The following is a 20,263-nucleotide window of genomic DNA, read 5'->3' as shown; positions in this document are numbered from 1 at the left end:
TGCAAGCGATATGTGGGAAGATAATAATGAATTTTATCGTGGCTTGCGGATTGTGCGGGAAGGCGGACAGTATATTTCCCCGAAGGTTCAAGAGATGATAGATCATTTTGATGAATATCCTGACGCTAACGGCAAAGTTACTAAAAAGGAGAGGGAATGCCTTGTCATGCTGTGCAGCGGATTTACTATTGAACAAATAATGGAAGAGCTGGATATAGCAAAAAGCACGGTTTATAACCACCTGAACAGTTTATATAAGACTTTTCATGTCCACAACCGTGAAGAAATGATCGCGCTTGCTTGGGAAACACTTCTAACAGCTTTTTGATCCTTTCAGCAGTACAGATATGATAAAACCAACTGTCAATAATAACAAGACTTGGGTTTTTATTGCAGATAACGGTATTCAGAGCGTTATTATCTTTGTTAGTAACAGTAACATTCTGAAAACCCAACGCCTCAAGCCGCTTCTTTATCTCCGCATGATGTCCCACCGCCCTAGTAAGCACCAACACCCCGCCGCTCATTTTTTTACCCCCCCGCCATTATTCAAATTACAAGGCGTAAAACAGCCCTGCCCCTCCTTGCCGTATGATTTCACCTTTTTTTCTTCACTATGCGTTTTCCCCCGAGCGGAATTGGGTTTTTCCCCCTCCGCCTCAAGACGGATTGACCTTAAAGAACGCATACGCTCCGCTAATTTTTCCCTCTCCACGCCTGTTTTCGCCTTAACAGCCGGATGCCTGCCAAGCCAGTTTTCTTCGGCGGTTTTCCGCTCCACGTCCGTTGCGTCAGGGTCTATGCCGGACATCTTTTTCCCGATGACGCAACGCCGTTCAAGCATGGCAAGAGTAAAATATCCCGCTATAGCGGAAGCGCCTATTTTTGCGATTTTCCGTTGGCGTTTAACCCATTCGGGAACGTCCTGCAAACGGCAGACAGGCTCATCGGCGAACCATACCGACTGCGCCGCCCCCGCGTCCATTGGGCATATCGGCGCTGAACATTCTTCAAAGTATTTACATTTCATTTTTCACCGCCTCCGCTTTCTTGCCTTCCATCCAGTTTTCGATCTCGGACGGCTTGAACCGCACCGCCCTGTTTAATTTGTGAAAAGGTATTTCCCCATTCGCCACATATCGGTATATGGTCTTAACCGACACCTGCAACGCCGCCGCCGCTTCATTCACTTTCCAATAAGTTTCCATTTTTCCCCCTGCATACGTTAAAAATAAGTCCTGCCGTTTCAAAGCGACACTATGGAAAAGTACAATTTTCAGAAACGTCAATTTTGCAATCGTCATTCATATTTCACCCCATGCGTAAAAAATATCTGTTCATTACCGCAAACGGCATTACCCATTCGGGTAGGTTTTAAGAAAAATCCCACCGCCATATTCATTAAAAATAAATCATGCCATTTCAGAGCGATACTGTTGTTTAGTGCAATTTTCAGTAAAAAATAAATTCACAGCCGTTTTTCGCTCCCCATACATAAAAATAAGGTCTGCCGATTCATAAAGATAGTTGGATTTAGTCCAAGTTTTAACATTATTTTCATAACCCGCCATGCTTCCTGCGCATACAAAATAAAAATAAATTCTGACAGTTCAAGAAGATATAGGAGTTTCCTACAATTTTCGGAAACGGCAATTTCAACCCGCCTTCCTCATTTATCATTACTTAATAAAAATAAGGTTTTTAGCGTTATCAGTATTTAGGTAAAATTGGAAATCTTACGCATGGTTTTATTTTCACAAAACCAAGAGCAAAAGTAATTGGGATAAACACGCAATTTTTATCAGGGCAAAAAAAATCCCCCGTTGCCGTAGCTTCGGGGGTTACAGGTTTATAACAGGTTATTAGGCTTGTTTCCGTTCCTCTTGCGGTATGCCCTGTACGGGAAAAGAAAACACATTAGGCGGCATTTCCGTTCTTTCCGTTGTCTGTGTTTTATCCTGAACAGGCTGTAACAACGCCTCCTGTATTTCCTTCGCCTTCACAAATTCAAGAGGGTCAAAGTGAGTGTAACGCTCCGTCATTCTTTCGCTCTTATGCGTGGTTATCGCCTGCGCCTGTTCGGTGGTCATACCGCCCTTTAGCATTTCCGTATTGAAAAAATGCCTCCAAGCGTGAATATGCAAATTCCGCTCTTTTATTTCCGCACTAGAAATGCCGATGTTTACCAACGCTTTACGCAAATACATTAAAACCGTTTTACGGCAAATAGGGCTGCCGCCGCCGTCCGTAGAAAACAAATAGCCGTCCCCGCTTTTTTCTTTCAAAAGTTTCAAATCCGCAATCAAAGAAGCCGGAAGCGGAATATTATGTTTGTCCTTTGTTTTAGTCAGCCTGTAGCCGTAATTGTCATATTGCATACAGACGTAAATATGATCGTCAAAAAGACAACTCCCTTTAAGCCCTAAAATTTCGGATACCCTCATGCCCGACAACGCCGCCACTTTATTCACGGTACAGGTGATATGGCTGTTTTCCCACACCTTGCGCCAATCGCCTACAAACAATTTTTTGAATTCAAGCGGAGTGATAATTTTAATTTCGGCTCGGTCATTTATAAGCCGTTCCACTTTGGCGGTAGGGTCAGCGGCAATAATCCCACGTTCCACCGCTTCAATCATCATAGTTTTGAAAGTTCCGTAGTAGCCGTTAATGGTCGTATTTTTATATTTTTGTTTTATAAGGCTGTCCAGAAAAGCCTCAATCACGGCGGGGGTAATTGCGTCCATTCTCATATTTTTGAAATACGGCAAAATAACCTTATCCAAATTCCGCTTCATGTGGTCAGAATAACTTTGCGTCAGGTTCGCCCTTTTCCGCCTTTTTTTCAGGTACTCGCAATTTTCCCAATCCCACCAGTTCACGGCATATTCCCCGAAGGTAGGCACATCGTCTTTTTTCGGCAGTAAAGCCCCTTGTTTTAAAAGCCTGTTTACAAGCACCCTTGCCGCCGTCTTGTTTGTCTGCCCCGTAGACCTGCCCTGCGTCCGCTTGCCGTTTTCATCGTAAGCGTAGAAATAAACAACCCGCCTACCCGAAGAAGTAACCCTGAAATACAGGGTAAAATCATTATGAATCTTCATAACTACCTCTTTTTTGGGAATATGATGTCTTTTGTGATTACACCCAATTCCCACATTTTTTAGCGTAAAAATCAGCAACGCTAATTCCTTATGGGATAAGCATTTACGGAAACTGTTTATTTTGTAATTAGGTAAAACGTGCAGTTTTCCTTATGTCCGGTATTGTTATGCTGGCAAGGCTGGTGCAACCGGAAAAAGCGGAACTCCCAATGGTGGTAAACTCGGCATTGTTTAGCAATGTTACGCTGGTAAGACTGGTGCAATTAGTAAAAGCGGAACTCCCAATGCTGGTAACGCTGTCCGGTAAGATTATGCCGACAAGCGTGGTGCAACCTGATGGTGGCGGTACTGTAAAAAAAGTGTTATTCGGTATGTTTTCTATTGTACTGCCGGAAAGGTCAAGGTAGACGTATTTGGCATTGTTTTGTTTTAACACATATCCGAGGCTTCCGCTAGTTGCGGCAGTGCCGACGAGTTCGCTCACGTTCAGTTTAACGTCATAAGCGGTAGCGGCGTCGTTACCACTTTGTTCGCCAAGCCATGTGGCAAAAGAGGCAATGGAAGTAAAGGCCGCCTTAGGGAATACCGCCTTAACGGTGTCGCTGCCTGCGATGTAAGTTGTCGCTCCCGTTACAGAGAAGGAGTTTTCCGCTACTCCCGTCATGGTGTAGTTAGCGTAAGGCTCAATGTGTATAGTTGCGGTGTATTCGGTTCCTCCCTTAAATGTTATATCGCTTGGATTCCACGAGACGGTTCCGCTGTACTGTGTTGTTGCGGTAATTGCCGTAGCAGGTGTTTCGCCGTCTACAGGAGCGGCAATGCCAGTGATGGCGAAGATGGTGATAGGTGCGGGGTTGATTGTCAGCGTCCATACGATCAAGCCAGATTTTGCGGTATAATTTGTATCCTCCGCTATGTCAAAAGTTACGTCGTATGTTCCGGCGTTTGTTGGCGCTGTTTCACTTTTGGTATATGTTGTTTCGCCTGTCCCTTCATAATAAATTTTTCTAGTTCCGTTAGATTTCCCGTTTCTTGGCGTTATATGAACAGACTTTTGATTGCCGTCATAGGTAGCTGTTTCAACTCCGCTGAAGATAAAATCGTCGGTTACAGGATCTGCCTTGCTTACTGTCAATTTGGCTGTAGTTTCTTGCATAAGATGTTGTCCGTGTTTTATTGTTACAGGCTTTCCGTTATGCTCAGAGAAAATCAATTCATCGCCATTCGACGGAATAGCGGTTAAGCCATTAGCCTCAAAATCTTCGGGGGTAACATCATCTGTCGTACTGTCTTCGTAGACAAGCGTTACCACAAGCCCAGATAAATCAAGCGTTTCGCCGTGAGTGTAGCTCATATTTGACGGCGATGATTTTATCGTTATAGAGGTAACTGTTTTTGTGCTTGTTTCCGCAAAGGTGTGGGACAATGTAACAGTCGTGCCTGTATTGTTTGTTACGACCGCATCATGTCCGTTGATTTTTGCGGAACTCAATCCTGTAAAAGTGTGTCCGCTGTTTGCCGTCAGCGTAACCGATGCGGTATAAGCCATGCCTCCTTGGAACGGGTTATGACTCGGCTCCCATGTAATACCGCTTACGATAAAATTGCCTTCGCCTTCATCTACTTGTGTTGGCGGCGTATCGTCTTTCACGGGTCCAGTAATCACGATATTTACAATTTCGATGGGTATCGCATCTGGGTCCGGTACTATATCGTCAGGCTTTTTGCTTTCAACCTGCGTCATAGTTATCGGTACGGAAGGGTTACGCCCACGCTTTAAGTTGACGGAAGCGGTTCCTTCCGCCATGAGTCTTCCGTTATAGTACGCCTTAACGCTTATGTTCCAATGTCCTGGTGTAACTGTAAACTGAACCGTTTGCCCCGCCTTCACGCCTGTCTTTTCTACGTTTTCTCCCGAGTCATTTGTCAGCGTTATAGTGTGGTCAAGTTGCGCAGTGTCGATTGTTTGCTCACCCAAAGTCAGCGCCGCCCTGCTTCCGCCCCCAATAGTTATTGTTACCGAAGCGTCCTCTTCATCGCCGTCCGTAGGCGGCGCACAGGTGCACACCAAGCAGAAAACCGCCAGTGCCGCAAGGCACAGAGCCGAAACGCTCCTTACTTTGTTTTTTCTTTGTTCATTATTCATTTTTTAACCTCCCTTATAATTTGTTCTTACATTATGAAAACCGCCAAAAACCGAAGTTTTTAGCAGATTGTGTAACATCGAAAGTGTGTATTTTAAACGCCCCTTTAAATTACACACTTACAGATGAAGTTCATTAACGGAGGGAGATATGGTATACGGTTACATCAGAGTCAGTACGGACAGGCAAACGGTTGATAATCAGCGGTTTGAGATAGAGCGGTTTTGTCTAAAAAACGGCTTAAGCGTTGATCATTGGATTGAGGAAACAATCAGCGGAACACAGTTGCCGGAAAAGCGGCTATTAGGATCATTGCTTGACGAGGCGAAAACAGGGGATATGGTCGTTTGTTCAGAGCTGTCAAGATTGGGCAGGAGTTTGTTCATGATCATGTCGATATTGAACCATTTTATGATAAATGGAGTAATAATATTGACAATTAAGGATAATTACCGACTAGGAGAGAGCCTTCAGTCTAAAATTATGGCATTTGCCTTTAGTTTGTCCGCTGAAATAGAGCGGGATTTAATTTCCCAAAGGACAAAAGAGGCTCTCGCCCGCAGAAAGTCGGAAGGTTTTACGTTGGGCAGACCGATGGGAAGTAAGTCTGACAAACTCAAGCTTTCGTGTCATGAAGCGGAAATACGGTTGTTGATAGAAAAAAAAGTCTCAAAAAGCGAAATTGCCCGAAGGTTCGGCGTGTGCCGTAAGACGGTTATTTCTTTTTTGAATAAATAAAAAAACTTCAAATATTTAACATAATTACTTGTAAAGACTGATAATATAATGGTATATTTTAGCTAGTACAACTGTGTAATTTAAAGGGGCGTTTAAATTTCCTATTTTGAGGAAATGAGGTAGTTTATTGCAAAAAAGGTTATATTGCAATCGCATTTCGTTTCCTCGCTTTATGAAACATTTCCGCCTGATGAGGCGTTCCGTTTTGCGCAACGGCTTAAGATACATTTCACGCCAAAACACGGGAGTTGGCTGAACATCGCAGAGATTGAGCTGTCCGCAATGGCGGCGCAATGTTTGGGCGGCAGGCGCATTCCCGACTTAATGACCCTGAATGCGGAACTGGCCGCTTGGCAGACGCGGCGTAACTAGTCTCAAAAAGGAGTTGATTGGCAGTTTTCTACCAGCGATGCTCGGATTAAACTCAAAAGACTGTATCCTATAATTGTGTAGTTTTAACTGTTACAGACTACTAGATAAAGTTTTCTTACTACCCTATTTAGTCGCTGGAAGGCTCACAGCCAAATAAACGCCTGACCACTTTGCAAGTGGTCAGGTTAGATCAATAATGCCGCACGCTGAGAGCACCAAAAAATGCCGCAGTCCTCAATAAAAGCAAGGTCGCCTTTAGGTGGCCGCCAGTGCGAGGCGGGTTCTCCCAGAGTTTTTGCCACCCGCAGCCCTGCCCTGACTGTACTGAAGAAATTCCTTGGGCATACATCTTGCTTTCACTTTTAAAAAAGTAAGGGAGTGCCAGATGATGTGAGCGATGAGCAGATAATTTTATTAATGTGCATCCCCCCAACATTGACAAATGCAATAATTTGTAATACAATGTCAACGTAACCTAATACAAACGGAGATTAACCTATGGCTACTATTCAAATTCGCATTGACGATACCATAAAAACAGCGGCAGATTCCCTTTTTACTTCTCTTGGACTTGATACTTCAACGGCAGTAAGGATGTTTATTGCCGCTTCAATTGAAAACAATGGTATCCCTTTTGCGGTAGCGCATAAAGTTGACAGTAACGTGACAATTTCAGAAGCAATTGAACGCCGAAAGTCCGGCTTTGAATTCCTGACGGCGGAACAGAGCCTGGCAAATATGCGAGCCGCAATAAAAGCAGGCGCTAAATATGGCGGCTAAGAAATATAAGGTTTTTGTAGACCCGCAGGCTGACCGCAAGTTGGCTGCGCATATAGAATTTTTGGCGCGTGTCAGCAAGACGGCGGCTGTACGTTTGTATAATGAATACGAAGAATCATTGAATCTGCTTAAAGATAATCCGACAAGTTGTCCACCATACATACCACAGAAGCCAATAGACGCAAAACTCAAATTTAAACTGTTCGGTAAACGCTACCGCATCGTTTTTGAAATAATCGGCAATGCTGTTTATGCTTATGACATTCAAGATTGCCGACAAGACACCAATAAAAACCTCGTATAGTAAGCAAGAAAACGGCTGATATAATTTTTCAGCAGGAGCATAGCATATTCTAGGTTACTGTTGCGTATCCTGCGTCTTTCGATTAATTCCCCCACTTTAACAAACAAAAACAAAATGATATACTGCCACCATGAAAACAAACCCTGTTGCGGACTATCTTGCCGCTGTAACGCCTGAAAAAATTGATTCGGGAATGTTGGCTTATATTTGCAATTTAACGGAAGTTGCAAAAGTTACGCCTGAAATTGCGTCTTCTATCGTGCTGGAACTTGAAAATCAGAGAAAACGCGTAAAGCTGATCGCAAGTGAGAATTACTGCTCTATGGCGGTTCAATTGGCTATGGGCAACCTATTAACCGACAAATACGCCGAAGGCGTTCCCAACCACCGTTTTTACGCGGGTAACGAAAATGTTGACGCTATCGAAACTTTAGCGGCGCAGGAGGCGTGCAAACTTTTTGGCGCGCAGTACGCTAATGTGCAGCCTCACTGCGGGGCGGACGCCAATTTGCTCGCATACTGGGCTATCTTAAGCACGCGTATTGAAACTCCGGCGCTGGAAAAATTTGGCGAAACTAATCTTTACAAATTAACTGATTCCCAATGGAACGAATTAAGAGCATCTTTCGGGAACCAGCGCCTTTTGGGTCTTGATTACTATTCAGGCGGGCATTTAACGCACGGTTACAGGCATAATCTTTCCGGGCGAATGTTCGATATTTACGGATATTCCGTATCCGCCAAAGACGGAATGTTAGATTACGATGAAATTGAAAAACAGGCATTGCAGGTGCGTCCGTTAATTTTATTGACAGGCTATTCCGCCTATCCGCGAAAAATAAATTTTAAGCGCATGAGGGAAATCGCTGATAAAGTTGGCGCAGTCTTCATGGTAGACATGGCTCACTTTGCGGGTCTTGTCGCGGGCAAAGTTTTTACCGGCGAATATGATCCTGTCCCCTGGGCGCATGTCGTGACCAGCACCACACATAAAACCCTGCGCGGCCCGCGGGCGGGAATCGTACTCTCCACAAGCGAGTTTGCGGAAGCGCTGGACAAAGGCTGCCCTTTGACTATGGGCGGCCCTCTCCCCCACGTCATAGCCGCAAAAGCAGTCGCTCTCCGCGAAGCCGCCGCTCCCGAATTCAAGCAGTACGCGCAAAAAATTGTAAACAACTGTAAAGCGCTCTCTGCCTCTTGCATGAAAAACGGTCTTGACGTTTTAACGGGCGGCACGGACAACCATCTACTGCTTGTAAACACGCACAATGCAGGCCTCACGGGCAGACAGGCGGAAAGCGCCCTTCATGAATGTCGCATAACGCTTAACCGCAACAGCCTTCCGCGAGACCCAAATGGCCCGTGGTATACGTCGGGAATCAGAATTGGAACCGCAGCCGTTACCACTCTTGGAATGGGAGAAGCTGAAATGACGGAGCTTGGCGAATTAATAGCAAAGGTTATCAAAGGGACAACGCAGGCGCAAGACGCGAAAGATCCGTCAAAAAAGAGCAAGGCAAAGTATACGGTGAGCGAGGCAGTAAAGAGTGAAGTTCACGCGAGAGTAAAAACTTTATTGGAACGGTATCCAGTGTACCCTCAGCTTGACCTTGATTTTTTAAAAAAGTGTTTTTGCAATTAGCAAAATAGGCAATTAGCAGTGAGCAGTGAGCAAGGAGCAGTGAGCAATGTTGTTATAAATTAGCAATGAGCAATTAGCAATGAGCAATGTTGTTGTAAGTTAGCTTTGCGTGTTGCCAACTAGCTATGCTTGCTAACCTCGTTCATTGTTAATTTCTAATTGTTCATTGCTAATTGCTCACTGCTCACTGCTAATTGTCTCTTTCTTTTTCTTTTAGAAATGCTACAAAAATGTCAAAAAGGATTAAATCTAACTTATGGCGTTTATTTATAAATTCATCACGCATCAGTTTTAAAGCGTCTTTTTGCGTCATTGCGTGATGATAAACGCGGTGAGGATCCGTAAGGCTGTCAAATACGTCTATTATCTCAAGCACTTTAGCGGGAAAATAACCTAGAACCTGAAAATCTAAAACAGGCTCCAATTCGTATCCTATGCAAAAATCCTGTTTTGCGGCGGGATTATCTTTTTTATACCTCGCGAAATACGCTCGGAAAAACCCGTAACCGTCGGGATCGCCGTAATATTCATGATGATACCCGATAATAAGGCTTGCTTCCTTTGGGTAATTAGTTTTGGCATTAACGTAATTATAACCCTGTTTTACATGATCAATTACTATATCGCGGTTATAAGAAGCTACGCCTTCGTGGTATTCTACGGCGGACGCTTTTCCAATATCATGAATAAGAAAACCTACCGCCCATTTTAAAAAAAGCTCCGGTTCAATAGCCCTCATCCCGCCATAAAAAACATGTTCCAAATTAATATCACCAGCATTAATATGCGGGAGCAGAGAATGATAAAATTGACCGTATTTTACTGAAAAATTTACCCGCAGTTTCTGGATTGTGCTGGACGTTGAAACAAGTTTGTTATAATAGGAAAGAAACGCGACGCCGTTAAGGAATACGCGGGTCATGTGTTGAATAACAGTACCATTGGATTTCTCCACCATTGTATTCATCAATTCGTTTTGAAAAATGTTTTCTGTTATCAACTGCGCCGAGGATTTTACCATCTCGCAGGTTGAATCAACAAGGCCTTGAGTGAGTTTTTTGGCTTCATTATCGGCGTGATAAATGGCGTTTTCCAGCGCCGCACGGTTTATTAACGCGGCGGACTTTGTTGTCTCTACAAGGGCTTCGGTAATTACCGTATCCGGCGTACCCTTTTCCGCAAGAATTTTATCCAGCCTATCCTTATCATTATTAAGACGCTCAACCTGCTCTTTTGCGGACATTTCCTGAAAAGCTTTGTATTCACTGCCAAAACCCAATTCAATTTCATCTTCAGTCGCCTCATCTAATTCTTCCAGGCCTTCATCTTTTTCATCGGGCTTTTCATCATGTTTTTCATCAGGTTTTTGAATGTCCGTACTCCAGGCGTTTGGTTTAACAAGAGCTTTTTCTTTAAGTTTGTTAAAATCGTCCGAAGTTAAATAATATTCCCATGTTTCGTTGTGTATCTGCCAAAAATTTTCATTGTTATCATGCAAGGTTTTAAAAGGCATAAGCCGGCTTTTTTGCGTGTCTTTTTTTATGCATAAAACGGGAATATCTTCTTCTAAAATAATATCAACATATTTTTTATTAATCCCCTTGCCGTCGTCTAAAGATAAAACTTCAGAAAGAGGAATACTGCCTTCTTTATCCGCCATGCACTAATAATACAGGCATTTACGCGGATAAACAAGACTTGTAAGGAACCAACCGATTTCCTGAACAAATCTAATGTTAAAAATATTAATTAAATACAGACTTTTACTGCTGCTTGGCTTTTTCCGTTATTTCGGCAATAATTCTGTCCGCCTCATCATAAGCAACCTGGCAAGTGCCAACCTGTTTGTGGCCGCCGCCGCCGTAATAAAGCAGCATAGAACCTACATCAGTGGTACACGAGCGGTTTAATATACTATGACCGACTGTAATGGCGACATTGGTTTTATTACGCCCGTCAACAATCCAGATGGAAATATTCTGTTCGGGATAAAGCGTATAGATGATAAACCTGTTGCCGGCATAAATGGTTTCCACATCCCGCAGATCAACCTTTATAATATTATTAATAACAGTGGCATGGCTTTTGACCATCTTAATAAAAAGGTCTCTCTGCTGAAAATACAATTCAAGGCGTTCTTTTACATCAGGCATATCCAGTATTTCGTGAATATTTTTTTCGGAACATGCTTTTGCAAGGGATGTCATCAAATCATAATTACTTATGGTGAAATTCCGAAATCGTCCAAGACCGGTGCGGGGATCCATAATAAAGCCCAATAATATCCAGCCTTTTGGATCTTGAATTTCATCCGCGAAAAGATCGCCTGAATCTACTTTATCGACATAGTGTATCATTTCCGCAAATTTTCCAAGTTTAGCGTCTCCGCCGTAATATTCATAAATTACGCGGGCGCAGCTTGGAGCGCGTTTTGATACTCCTTCAAAATAAGCGCCTTTGCCTAAACGCTCGGATTCGCTGGAATGATGATCAAACCAAAGTTTACAGCCTTTAATATAAGGAATATTTGCCAAAATATCATTATCTGTGGCTTCAACAAGCCCATCCTGAATATCTTTGGGATGAACAAATTTCCAATCATTAATAAGTCCTAAATAGGATAACAACGCCCCGCAAGCCAGACCGTCAAAGTCTGATCTGGTTAATAACCTCATATTGAACCACCCCTTAATAAAATATAAAGCCTTTAATAAATTCGGCAATCTATCTATATTATATATTAATTATAATAAAAATGAAACAAAAAAGCCAGAAGAAAAACTGTTGTCTTAAAGTTCCTTATATAACCTGTCAGAAAACCATTGGATAATTGCCTGCGCCCTATTAGTGAAAGAAGAACTGATTTTGTCGGAAAAGCCCGGTATGGAGGCTGCTTTTGCCATAGATGCGACATATATAAGGATTGTGTCCCCACCGTCAAAAACTGCCATTACCGAACGCAGATTGCCCTTGCCGATTACCGGAATTATTCCATAGTTTAAAGACGTTATATTTTCCTGGGTGAAGAAAACAGCATCCCTTCTGTTTTCATAGTCATATCGGTAAATATTATCGCCAAAAGTAAGGTCTTTTTGTCTGGCAAAAACAGTTAAAGAGGCGGGAATTTGGGTAAAAACGGGGTCGGAAAGCGGTTTTTTTGTCGCAGGGCTGTCTATAATGCTTGAATATTCATAAAAAGTACGCATTGCCCTGCGGCTTGAAGAATAGTATTGTATCCCTGTCAGGGTGCTAATAGCGGTTATTTGATTAAATACGGTAATTTTTTGTTTTTCATCCCAAACGGCCGAATCCGTTTTTGATTTTGCGGGTTTTCGGTACAGATACAGAGCCTCAACCAGTATATTCGGCTTAAGCGTATTCATTATACCCATTACGCTTTTGTGTATATCGCCGTAATTTGGCATCAATGACGGATAAGGGTTTGTCAACTGAGCGGAGAATAGCTGATAATGATCCGAGCTAAGAATCCGCGCTATTTGATCATTCGTAATAATATTTTCAAGCGGTATTGAAAAAGCGCTTACGGCTAATGAGAAAATGTAAATTAACGCAAAAAGAAGTTTCATGGTCTATCGCAGTTTTAAAACTCCTTAAATTATTTAAGCCCGCGGTAATAAACGCGCACCTGCTTAATTAAACCATCTCCTTCGCTTTTAGTTTCAACGTCTCCGATGTCATTTAAAGTGGTATGAATTAGCCATCTGTCAAAAGGATTCATCGGCTCAAGCAGAATAGAGCCTTTGCTTTCGCGGACTTTTTCAGCCACATTGTAGGCAAGGCGCACAAGGGACTCTTCCCTGCGGATACGGTAATTTTCAGTGTCCAGAATTACGCGGACATCTTCTTTGCCCAAGCGCCCCGCATAGATGTTTAAGAGCAATTGAAGCGCGTCAAGATTCTTGCCTTTTTTACCGATTAAAATTGACGAGTGTGAAGAATCAATTTTAATTCCAAGTTTATTTTTTTCACGGAAAAGAACGGTAACGGTTCCCGGATAGCCCATGCGCTCGATAAGCCCGCTCGTAAATTCAACCATTTTTGTTTCAAAGTCATTCGCGGGCGCAGGTTCTCCAAAAACCGCTTTGCCCGCAGATCTGCCAATTTTTTCTCTCTCCATATCGCCGGTATCCGAATTACGGGCCTTTGATTTGGAATTAACTCCAAAATTTCCAACATGAACCCTGATACGTACCAACCCCTTCTTGAACAAACCGCTTTTTTGGGTCTCAAGAATTTCAACGTCAAAATCGTCTTTTTCAAGACCAAGTTCTCCCGCAGCCCTGTCTATCGCTTCTTTTTCGGTGCGGCCTTCAAATTCAAACTCCATTTATATCTCCTTATTTTAAAAGTTCTTCTTTTTCTTTTTACCGGGCGCGATTTTCGGCTCCGGTTCCATCTGCGGCTCTTCGGCCTTTTTAGCAATAATGTATCTATTTATTATAATCTGCTGAACCAATGTAAGAAGGTTGGAAAAAATCCAGTATATCAACAATCCAGACGGCACGTTGTACAGTACAAAGAAAAATACCAACGGCATAACGTATAACATTATCTTCATCTGGTTGTTAGACTGCTGTCCCGGCATTTGCGTAACTTTTCCGTAGATTAACTGGGAGCCGACATAGATAAAGGGCAATGCCCGCAACGCCGTCCACCCTAAAATAGGCAGTTTAAAACCATCGGGGAATTTTACAATATATTCGGGTAGGGAAAGATCGGGAATCCAGCCGGGAATAAATCCCGCACCGCGCATATCAAAGTGGTTGCTAAAGAGCTGGTACATGGCGATAAATATCGGGAATTGCAACAGCATGGGAAGGCATCCTGAAAGAGGGTTGTAACCTTCCTTTTTGTATAAATTAGCCATCTCAGTATTTAATTTTTGCGTATTATTTTTATATTTTTCCTGTATTTCCTTTATTCTGGGCGAAAGAGCCTGCATTCGCAATGTGGCTTCCGATCCTTTTTTGGTTAACGGGAAGAAAACAATTTTAATGAACAACGTAAGAATAATTATCGCAACGCCGTAATTGGGGGTAATCTTATAAAAAATAAGAAGCAGCCATTTTAACAATTTTTCAATGGGCGATAAAATTGCCATGCCCGAATTTGCCACGTCCATAAGGTTGGCGTCTTTAATGCCAAATTCATTTTTACCGGTATTATAAACTGAAAGCGCCTCATGTGTTTTAGGCCCTAAATAAAAACGGTAATTATCCTCTATCTTGGAAACGCTTGCAGAAGGACGGATGATATTTAAACGGGAAGCCGATACAAGCCCCGGTTCCGCTTTCTCTGAAAAGTTCAATGTATACTGCGCAAGATACGGAATTGCTATAAAAGTAAAATATTTGCCGGAAATCGAAGCCCACGCGGGACGGGTTTCGATAAGGGCATTGACTTTGGCATCCTTACGTTTGCCGTTGGTAAATGTATAGTACTGCCTGTAATCGTAATACCTGTCGAGTTTTTCAAATGGGGGTCCCATCTGCGGCCCGAAAGACAGAGTATACGCGTTACCCGAAAAATTAAAACCCTGCAAGGAATAACCTCCGTCCAGAGTCACTTTTAATTCAAACATATAATCGGCGGGTTTAAATTCGTAACGCTTAGTCAGGCGGAATTTGCCGTATTCGCCCGAAGCAGTGGGAGCTGAAAAATCGCGGTAAAATTCCACAATATGTTCCGATATGCGGTTTACATTAAAATTTGACATAACCGGCGGAGCGTCAGTAGCGCCAAACGCCAATGAAAAAGCGTGGGCTTCTTTATTTCCAGAAAGAATTAAATCTACGTCAGAATTATTTTTTTTATCCTTCCATTTAAAAGAAACCATGTCGCCTCCTGAGTTAGTCAGAACAGCGGTAAACAATTCCGTATCAACTGTAACCTTCTCCAAAGGAATTTGCACATCGGCAGTTTCTTTCTGTTGATCAAAAGCGGGGGCATTTTCACCGGCAACTGTGGTAATAGCGTCTTCAGGCGGCTCATATACTACCGATAGATCACTGCTATCACTTTGATTGCCTTGTTGCGCCGTCTGTTGATCCTGCGCCGCCTGCGATTTATCGGTCTCAACCGCCGTTACAGCCGATTTTTGCGCTTCAACAATAGCCTCCTGCTTCTTTGTCGCATAGTACCCTTGCATTACAAACGAAACTATTAACACAATGGTACACAGCACCACAGCTAAAACAGTATTTTTATCCATTTTACTTCCTTTTTATTTTAATTAAATTTTCTTTACTCCATGCCGACAGCGGCACCAGGCAACTCAGGCACCGGATCATAACCGCCGCGATGAAACGGATGACAGCGTAAAATTCGCTTTACAGCCAGCCAACCGCCTCGTAAAATACCGTATTTATTAACAGCCTGATAAGCGTAATCTGAACAAGTCGGGTAATACCTGCAAGCTCGCGGCAGATGAACAGAAATCGCGGATTGATAAAATTTAATAATCACAAGTAATATATATTTCATTTTAATAAACCGGCTTTTTTAAAAAGAAATTCAAGCGTTTCGGTGACAGTCACCTTTTGGGCTTCCGGGTAAACCAATAGGATTAAATCATATCCGCCTAAAAGACGGTTTTTCATCAATCTGTAAGCTTCTCGGCTTAGCCGTTTGGCGCGATTTCTGGAAACCGCGTTTCCAAAACCTTTAAACAGCGAAAAACAAATACGGTTATAAGACAAATTATTCTTTAAAACAAATAATTTGGCACCCTGGCAGCCGTATCGCTTTCCCTTGCCAAAAACCTCTCGAATCTCTTTTCTTCCCTTTAAATGCTCTTCCCGCTTAAAGCGAAAGAGGGCTAATACTCCTTTTGAAGGGATAATATTAACACTAATAAGGCTTTTTCTCGTCAGAAACTGTAAGTTTTATCCGGCCCTTAGCTCTTCTGCGTTTCAAAACAAGCTGTCCACCTCTGGTTTTCATTCGCTGGCGGAACCCGAATTTACGGTTCCTCTTCACCTTACTTGGCTGATAAGTACGCTTCATGGTATCTTCTCCTATATATTAAAAGGTTCTTAAAAACTAAATTAGGATTTTAGTTTAGAATAATAACAAGAATTGGTCAAGCGCATGAAAATAAAATATACCGTATCCGGCTATATATTTATCACCCCCTCGGACGACTGCCATAGGGTAGTAGATGCCATGCTGGATACAAATTACAGCGAAGAATACTGCCTTTCGGACTGTTTTGAGCCTGATTTTATCGCCAGATTGATGGAAGCAGGGTTTTTGGTAATGTCCATGAGCTTGTCAAAAGAAGACCCGTTTTATCTCTTACTGCCAAAGTTGCACCTTGTCCGCTCCGCCCTTTTTTATGAAAATCTGCATATAAAAAAATCAGTCCGCAGGTTACTTAGCCGCTATGAATTAAGAGCGGACGCTGACTTTGACTATATAATCAACCGCTGTGTGGAAAAACACGGCGATGACTGGCTGACTCCCCCGCTTGTGGACAGCATTAAAAAAATACGCCAAAAAGCGGTCGAAGAACACGGCGCTCAGGAGACCCTTTCGCCTGTTCCATACCCCTACCCTGCTTCATTTGCCCTGTACCGGGACGGGAAATTTGCCGCAGGAGAGTTTGGCGTGGTTTGCGGAAAAGTCTACACGAGCTATTCGGGCTTTTATGAGGAGGATAACGCGGGTACCGTGCAAATTATTAAAACCGCGCTCTATTTGCAAGAAAACGGATTTTCATTTTTTGATTTGGGAATGCCCCTTGATTACAAAACCGACTTAGGAGCCGTGGATATTAGTCCTGAAGAATTTGTTTCGCTTTTCAGGGGGTAGAGCTGTACGAAAAGAAGAATTTTACCACGCGCTAAATAAACGCACGGCGTAGCCGTGCAGATCAACAATGCCGCACAGCGTAGCACCAATAAACGCCACAGTCTGTAACAAAAGCAAGGCAACCTTTAGGTTGCCGCCAGTGCGCACACGAACCAACACTAACAACTACACGATGTATGCCCAAAGTAAGGCTTTGCGTTTGATTATGCGCCGACAGCCAGTTTTTCATGGACTAGATCGTTGATTACCTGTGTGTGGCTTTTATGAGATTTCTCCGCCTGTACACACAAATATGAAAAAACATCTTTATCCAGTTCGTTTAATTGCAGGGATTTATTTACAAACCCTGGTTTTATACCTAGCTTTAATAGATTTGATCCGGGTTCAACCGTGTTATCAATAATGTGTTTGTCCCAATACTCACATTCGGCATCGGTCATTCCAGTTCGTTTTTCAATATCTGTCATGGCCTTTCTCCCCCTTCAAACAAGTGATAAAATTTCTTCTGGCAAGGCGTGTATTTTTAGGCAGATGCCTAAAAATACCAAGCGTGAAAAATATTATTGCAATTGTCATCAAGCTCATTATACAGTATTTCAACCGGATTTGCATTCAAGTCAAAGCCCAAAAGCAACAATACATTTGTACGGTCTTGATATTGACCCACATAGCGACACCTATCACCTTTTTTCGGTTTTATTCCTTGTCAGCTGGACTTCGGTATGCTATAGTTAAATTCACCTTTGCGGAGCAGGAGGACAAAATGGATAATAATTTAAATTTATTCGGGGCAATCACCGGTGTGGCTAGCTTGCTGTTATCAGTACTGGCAATGGTGTTATCATTGTTGGTGGTCAGGTGGCAAACAAAGGTACAGGCAAGAAGCGACAGAATGGCTTTTCTTTCAGATCGGATATTTGACATTTCCATACCCAGAAATCTCAGACAGCCTTTTTATGAGGAATATATCTCAATGAAAGGCAATGGAACAGCCGTCAAGTTCTGGCTAATGGAAGGCGAAATGAAAAAGAATTAAGGCTGTGCTTGATATGAAACACCCGTCCAGAACCGACAACGGCACTCAAAAGGCATAAATCTCTCCTCTACACGATGTATGCCCAAGGAATTTATTCAGTACAGGCGGGCAGACTGCGCACGGCAAAAACTCTGGGAGAATCCGCCTCGCACTGGCGGCCACCTAAAGGCGGCCTTGCTTTTATTGGGGACTGCTGCATTTATTGGTGCTCTCAGCGTGCGGCATTATTTATCTACACGGCTACGCCGTGCGTTTATTTGGCTGTGGCGAAGAATTCCAGAAGATGTTTTTGCCACCCGCAGCCTGCCCTGACTGTACTTAAAAACTTTATTGGGCATACATCTTCTAGCGGTAATGAGGCATTTACCACTAAATTCGCATTGACATATTATAAAAAATTTCTATAAAATAATCGCATGGCTAATAAGAACATACAAACAGCCAAAACTCCACAAATCGCAACAGGCATCAGGCACACCCAAACAACAGCACCCCGTCAAGGGGCGTTTCACGGACAAATGCGGCACGGTGAGAGGTCAAATAAAATCCCCACTTATGAAAAAATGCTTCAGGCCGAAGGCAACACGCAACACGCAACACGCAATTATATCAACTATGTAAAAATCGTGTCAACTACACAAACCGCTTAACACAGTTTTTTTCATCAAAAATTAATAGTATTTCTCATTTTCCATTCTTTGAAAAAACGCTGTCCGCTGTTAGGGACGGCTTTTTAAATATGCGGCAGGGATGCCGCTGTTTCCATGCTTTAGGTGAAGTCTTGCCGTTGGCAAAACTTCAAACCTTAAAATTGGCATGGATGACAATTTTAAGGTAAAGGGGTAGAAAAATGAAAAGGACAGTAACCGTATTACTTTTATGTACGGCACTGTGTGCGACAGTATTCGCGCAAACTGGAGATGATTTTGAAATAAAGCAAAACGCTAAAGGAACAATTACCATAACAAGGTACACCGGCAAAGCAACAAAAGTAACTATCCCGTCAACCATCGAAGGTATCAAAGTAACGGAGATTGGTTTACAATGTTTTGATGGAGTTGGTTTTGATGGATATAAAAACATTATCGGCATTACCATACCCGACAGCATTACCAGCATTGGGGATTACGCTTTTCGCTATTGCACCGGTCTTACCAGTGTAACCATACCCGACAGCGTTACCACTATTGGGAATGGGGCTTTTAAAGGTTGCACCAGTCTTACCAGCGTAACAATAGGAAACAAAGTTACCAACATTGGGGCTTCCGCTTTTATAGATTGTACAAGCCTTAAAAACATAACCATACCCGATAGCGTTACCAGCATCGGACAGAGCGCTTTTGCTGGCTGCAGTAGCCTTACTAACGTAATCATACCCAACAGCGTTACCAGCATTAGGGAGAACGCTTTTATGTCTTGCCGCAACATTACCAGCGTAACAATAGGAAACAAAGTTACCAGCATTGGGGACAGAGCTTTTTCAGGATGCACCAGACTTACCAACGTAATCATACCCGACAACGTTACCAGCATTGGGGTAGACGCTTTTAACAATTGCGACAACATTACCAGCGTTACGATTGCGGCAAATAAAAATTACGCAAGGCGGTTTCCTAATAACTTTGCTGCTTACTATGAAAGTCAGGGCAAAAAGGCAGGAATATATATTTGGTCGGGTAGGCTTTGGAAAATTGACACATCAGCCGAAGAAGAACAAGCAAGGAAAGAAGCTGAAGCTAAAGCAAAGATGGAGGCGGAAGCCAAGGCGGAACAGGAAAGGAAAGAAGCTGAAGCGAAAGCACTTGCCCAATATACCGCTGAAAGCGGTTTTCAGATGACCAAAATTGATACGGGCATAGTTATTAACAAATATGTTGGCAATAAAACAGTTGTCGAAATCCCCTCTGTCATACTAGATATTCCGGTTATCGGGATTGATAAGAATGCGTTTTCCAAAAATACAAACATTACAAGCATAACCATAGCCGAAAGCGTTACTGGAATTGGAGAAGGCACTTTTTCCGGTTGCAACGCGCTTACCAGCGTAACCTTTGCAACAGGAAGCAACATCACAGACGCAAGTTTTGGAAACAAGGTCTTTCCTGAAGGAAGCTCTGGAAGCGGTGGCAATACCCTGAAGACCGCCTACGCATCAGGAAAAGCAGGAACGTATACGAGAGCGGCAATGTACTGCTTATGCTGAACTTGCCGTTTTTAAGACAAGCATATAAGGTGTGTCAGGAACCGGCATTTTTTGTCCGCCAGTATTCCTGTCTCTTAATAAATGCAGTATGCAACTTTTCTTTGCGTTCT

24 protein-coding genes are annotated in these 20,263 nt (G+C 42.9%); 10 read left to right on the top strand and 14 right to left on the bottom strand.

Features of this window, described 5'->3' with window-relative positions; genetic code table 11:
* Positions 1 to 328, top strand: a 328-nt coding sequence (locus ACYVRH_RS15385) for a helix-turn-helix domain-containing protein (RefSeq protein WP_461257719.1), incomplete at its 5' end; no start/stop codon positions are given.
* Between the two features lie 195 nt (positions 329 to 523).
* On the opposite strand, the gene ACYVRH_RS15380 is transcribed toward ACYVRH_RS15385, so the two are convergent.
* The 5 genes from ACYVRH_RS15380 to ACYVRH_RS15360 all read right to left on the bottom strand — a co-directional run bounded on the left by ACYVRH_RS15380 (position 524) and on the right by ACYVRH_RS15360 (position 5,247).
* Positions 524 to 1,030 (bottom strand): hypothetical protein, encoded by a 507-nt coding sequence (locus ACYVRH_RS15380; protein WP_461257718.1) that lies wholly within the window; start codon positions 1,028 to 1,030, stop codon positions 524 to 526.
* Positions 1,020 to 1,208: a helix-turn-helix domain-containing protein gene (locus ACYVRH_RS15375; RefSeq protein WP_461257717.1), complete on the bottom strand. Its 189-nt coding sequence runs from the start codon at positions 1,206 to 1,208 to the stop codon at positions 1,020 to 1,022. Before ACYVRH_RS15375 ends, ACYVRH_RS15380 begins: the two co-directional genes overlap by 11 nt.
* A 204-nt stretch (positions 1,209 to 1,412) precedes the next feature.
* Positions 1,413 to 1,571: a hypothetical protein gene (locus tag ACYVRH_RS15370; protein ID WP_461257361.1), complete on the bottom strand. Its 159-nt coding sequence runs from the start codon at positions 1,569 to 1,571 to the stop codon at positions 1,413 to 1,415.
* A gap of 291 nt (positions 1,572 to 1,862) precedes the next feature.
* The gene (locus ACYVRH_RS15365) at positions 1,863 to 3,101 is read right to left on the bottom strand and encodes a tyrosine-type recombinase/integrase (RefSeq protein WP_461257716.1); all 1,239 of its coding nucleotides are present in this window, start codon (positions 3,099 to 3,101) and stop codon (positions 1,863 to 1,865) included.
* A gap of 127 nt (positions 3,102 to 3,228) precedes the next feature.
* On the bottom strand, positions 3,229 to 5,247 hold the full coding sequence (locus tag ACYVRH_RS15360) for a leucine-rich repeat protein (protein WP_461257715.1): 2,019 nt from the start codon (positions 5,245 to 5,247) through the stop codon (positions 3,229 to 3,231).
* 148 nt (positions 5,248 to 5,395) lie between these two features.
* Between ACYVRH_RS15360 and ACYVRH_RS15355 the strand changes: the two genes are divergently transcribed.
* The 5 genes from ACYVRH_RS15355 (at position 5,396) to ACYVRH_RS15335 (ending at position 9,081) form a co-directional block, all read left to right on the top strand.
* On the top strand, positions 5,396 to 5,983 hold the full coding sequence (locus tag ACYVRH_RS15355; protein ID WP_461257714.1) for a master DNA invertase Mpi family serine-type recombinase: 588 nt from the start codon (positions 5,396 to 5,398) through the stop codon (positions 5,981 to 5,983).
* 144 nt (positions 5,984 to 6,127) lie between these two features.
* Entirely contained in the window at positions 6,128 to 6,355 is a 228-nt protein-coding gene (locus tag ACYVRH_RS15350) for a transposase (protein WP_461257713.1), read from the top strand.
* Between the two features lie 498 nt (positions 6,356 to 6,853).
* Positions 6,854 to 7,135, top strand: coding sequence for a type II toxin-antitoxin system RelB/DinJ family antitoxin (locus ACYVRH_RS15345; protein WP_461257712.1), 282 nt, complete (start codon positions 6,854 to 6,856; stop codon positions 7,133 to 7,135).
* On the top strand, positions 7,125 to 7,439 hold the full coding sequence (locus tag ACYVRH_RS15340) for a type II toxin-antitoxin system RelE/ParE family toxin (protein WP_461257711.1): 315 nt from the start codon (positions 7,125 to 7,127) through the stop codon (positions 7,437 to 7,439). The genes ACYVRH_RS15345 and ACYVRH_RS15340 overlap by 11 nt, the downstream gene beginning before the upstream one ends.
* A 130-nt stretch (positions 7,440 to 7,569) precedes the next feature.
* The gene (locus ACYVRH_RS15335; RefSeq protein ID WP_461257710.1) at positions 7,570 to 9,081 is read left to right on the top strand and encodes a glycine hydroxymethyltransferase; all 1,512 of its coding nucleotides are present in this window, start codon (positions 7,570 to 7,572) and stop codon (positions 9,079 to 9,081) included.
* 190 nt (positions 9,082 to 9,271) lie between these two features.
* On the opposite strand, the gene ACYVRH_RS15330 is transcribed toward ACYVRH_RS15335, so the two are convergent.
* The 8 genes from ACYVRH_RS15330 to rpmH all read right to left on the bottom strand — a co-directional run bounded on the left by ACYVRH_RS15330 (position 9,272) and on the right by rpmH (position 16,107).
* Positions 9,272 to 10,741 (bottom strand): HD-GYP domain-containing protein, encoded by a 1,470-nt coding sequence (locus ACYVRH_RS15330; protein WP_461257709.1) that lies wholly within the window; start codon positions 10,739 to 10,741, stop codon positions 9,272 to 9,274.
* A 103-nt stretch (positions 10,742 to 10,844) separates the two neighbouring features.
* Positions 10,845 to 11,756, bottom strand: coding sequence for an exopolyphosphatase (locus ACYVRH_RS15325; protein WP_461257708.1), 912 nt, complete (start codon positions 11,754 to 11,756; stop codon positions 10,845 to 10,847).
* Between the two features lie 114 nt (positions 11,757 to 11,870).
* Positions 11,871 to 12,668 (bottom strand): DUF6675 family protein, encoded by a 798-nt coding sequence (locus ACYVRH_RS15320; protein WP_461257707.1) that lies wholly within the window; start codon positions 12,666 to 12,668, stop codon positions 11,871 to 11,873.
* A 29-nt stretch (positions 12,669 to 12,697) separates the two neighbouring features.
* Positions 12,698 to 13,429, bottom strand: coding sequence for an RNA-binding cell elongation regulator Jag/EloR (jag, locus tag ACYVRH_RS15315; protein WP_461257706.1), 732 nt, complete (start codon positions 13,427 to 13,429; stop codon positions 12,698 to 12,700).
* 15 nt (positions 13,430 to 13,444) lie between these two features.
* The gene (gene yidC / locus ACYVRH_RS15310; RefSeq protein ID WP_461257705.1) at positions 13,445 to 15,313 is read right to left on the bottom strand and encodes a membrane protein insertase YidC; all 1,869 of its coding nucleotides are present in this window, start codon (positions 15,311 to 15,313) and stop codon (positions 13,445 to 13,447) included.
* A 32-nt stretch (positions 15,314 to 15,345) separates the two neighbouring features.
* Positions 15,346 to 15,585 (bottom strand): membrane protein insertion efficiency factor YidD, encoded by a 240-nt coding sequence (gene yidD / locus ACYVRH_RS15305; protein ID WP_461257704.1) that lies wholly within the window; start codon positions 15,583 to 15,585, stop codon positions 15,346 to 15,348.
* Complete coding sequence (gene rnpA, locus ACYVRH_RS15300; protein WP_461257720.1) at positions 15,582 to 15,941, bottom strand: ribonuclease P protein component; 360 nt, start codon at positions 15,939 to 15,941, stop codon at positions 15,582 to 15,584. Before rnpA ends, yidD begins: the two co-directional genes overlap by 4 nt.
* 10 nt (positions 15,942 to 15,951) lie before the next feature.
* On the bottom strand, positions 15,952 to 16,107 hold the full coding sequence (gene rpmH, locus ACYVRH_RS15295) for a 50S ribosomal protein L34 (RefSeq protein ID WP_461257703.1): 156 nt from the start codon (positions 16,105 to 16,107) through the stop codon (positions 15,952 to 15,954).
* Between the two features lie 84 nt (positions 16,108 to 16,191).
* Between rpmH and ACYVRH_RS15290 the strand changes: the two genes are divergently transcribed.
* Complete coding sequence (locus ACYVRH_RS15290; protein WP_461257702.1) at positions 16,192 to 16,914, top strand: GNAT family N-acetyltransferase; 723 nt, start codon at positions 16,192 to 16,194, stop codon at positions 16,912 to 16,914.
* A 203-nt stretch (positions 16,915 to 17,117) separates the two neighbouring features.
* Here ACYVRH_RS15290 and ACYVRH_RS15285 read toward each other — a convergent pair whose 3' ends face one another.
* Positions 17,118 to 17,381 (bottom strand): hypothetical protein, encoded by a 264-nt coding sequence (locus ACYVRH_RS15285; RefSeq protein WP_461257701.1) that lies wholly within the window; start codon positions 17,379 to 17,381, stop codon positions 17,118 to 17,120.
* Positions 17,382 to 17,677: 296 nt separating this feature from the next.
* Between ACYVRH_RS15285 and ACYVRH_RS15280 the strand changes: the two genes are divergently transcribed.
* The 3 genes from ACYVRH_RS15280 (at position 17,678) to ACYVRH_RS15270 (ending at position 20,153) form a co-directional block, all read left to right on the top strand.
* Positions 17,678 to 17,950 carry a hypothetical protein gene (locus tag ACYVRH_RS15280; RefSeq protein ID WP_461257700.1) on the top strand — a complete coding sequence of 91 codons (273 nt, stop codon included), beginning with the start codon at positions 17,678 to 17,680 and terminating at the stop codon, positions 17,948 to 17,950.
* Positions 17,951 to 18,366: 416 nt separating this feature from the next.
* Positions 18,367 to 18,600 carry a hypothetical protein gene (locus tag ACYVRH_RS15275; RefSeq protein WP_461257699.1) on the top strand — a complete coding sequence of 78 codons (234 nt, stop codon included), beginning with the start codon at positions 18,367 to 18,369 and terminating at the stop codon, positions 18,598 to 18,600.
* A 200-nt stretch (positions 18,601 to 18,800) separates the two neighbouring features.
* Complete coding sequence (locus tag ACYVRH_RS15270) at positions 18,801 to 20,153, top strand: leucine-rich repeat protein (protein WP_461257698.1); 1,353 nt, start codon at positions 18,801 to 18,803, stop codon at positions 20,151 to 20,153.
* Positions 20,154 to 20,263 lie beyond the last annotated feature (110 nt).

Source organism: Treponema sp. R80B11-R83G3 (assembly GCF_054786115.1).
This window is presented reverse-complemented; position numbering and strand designations above follow the sequence as displayed.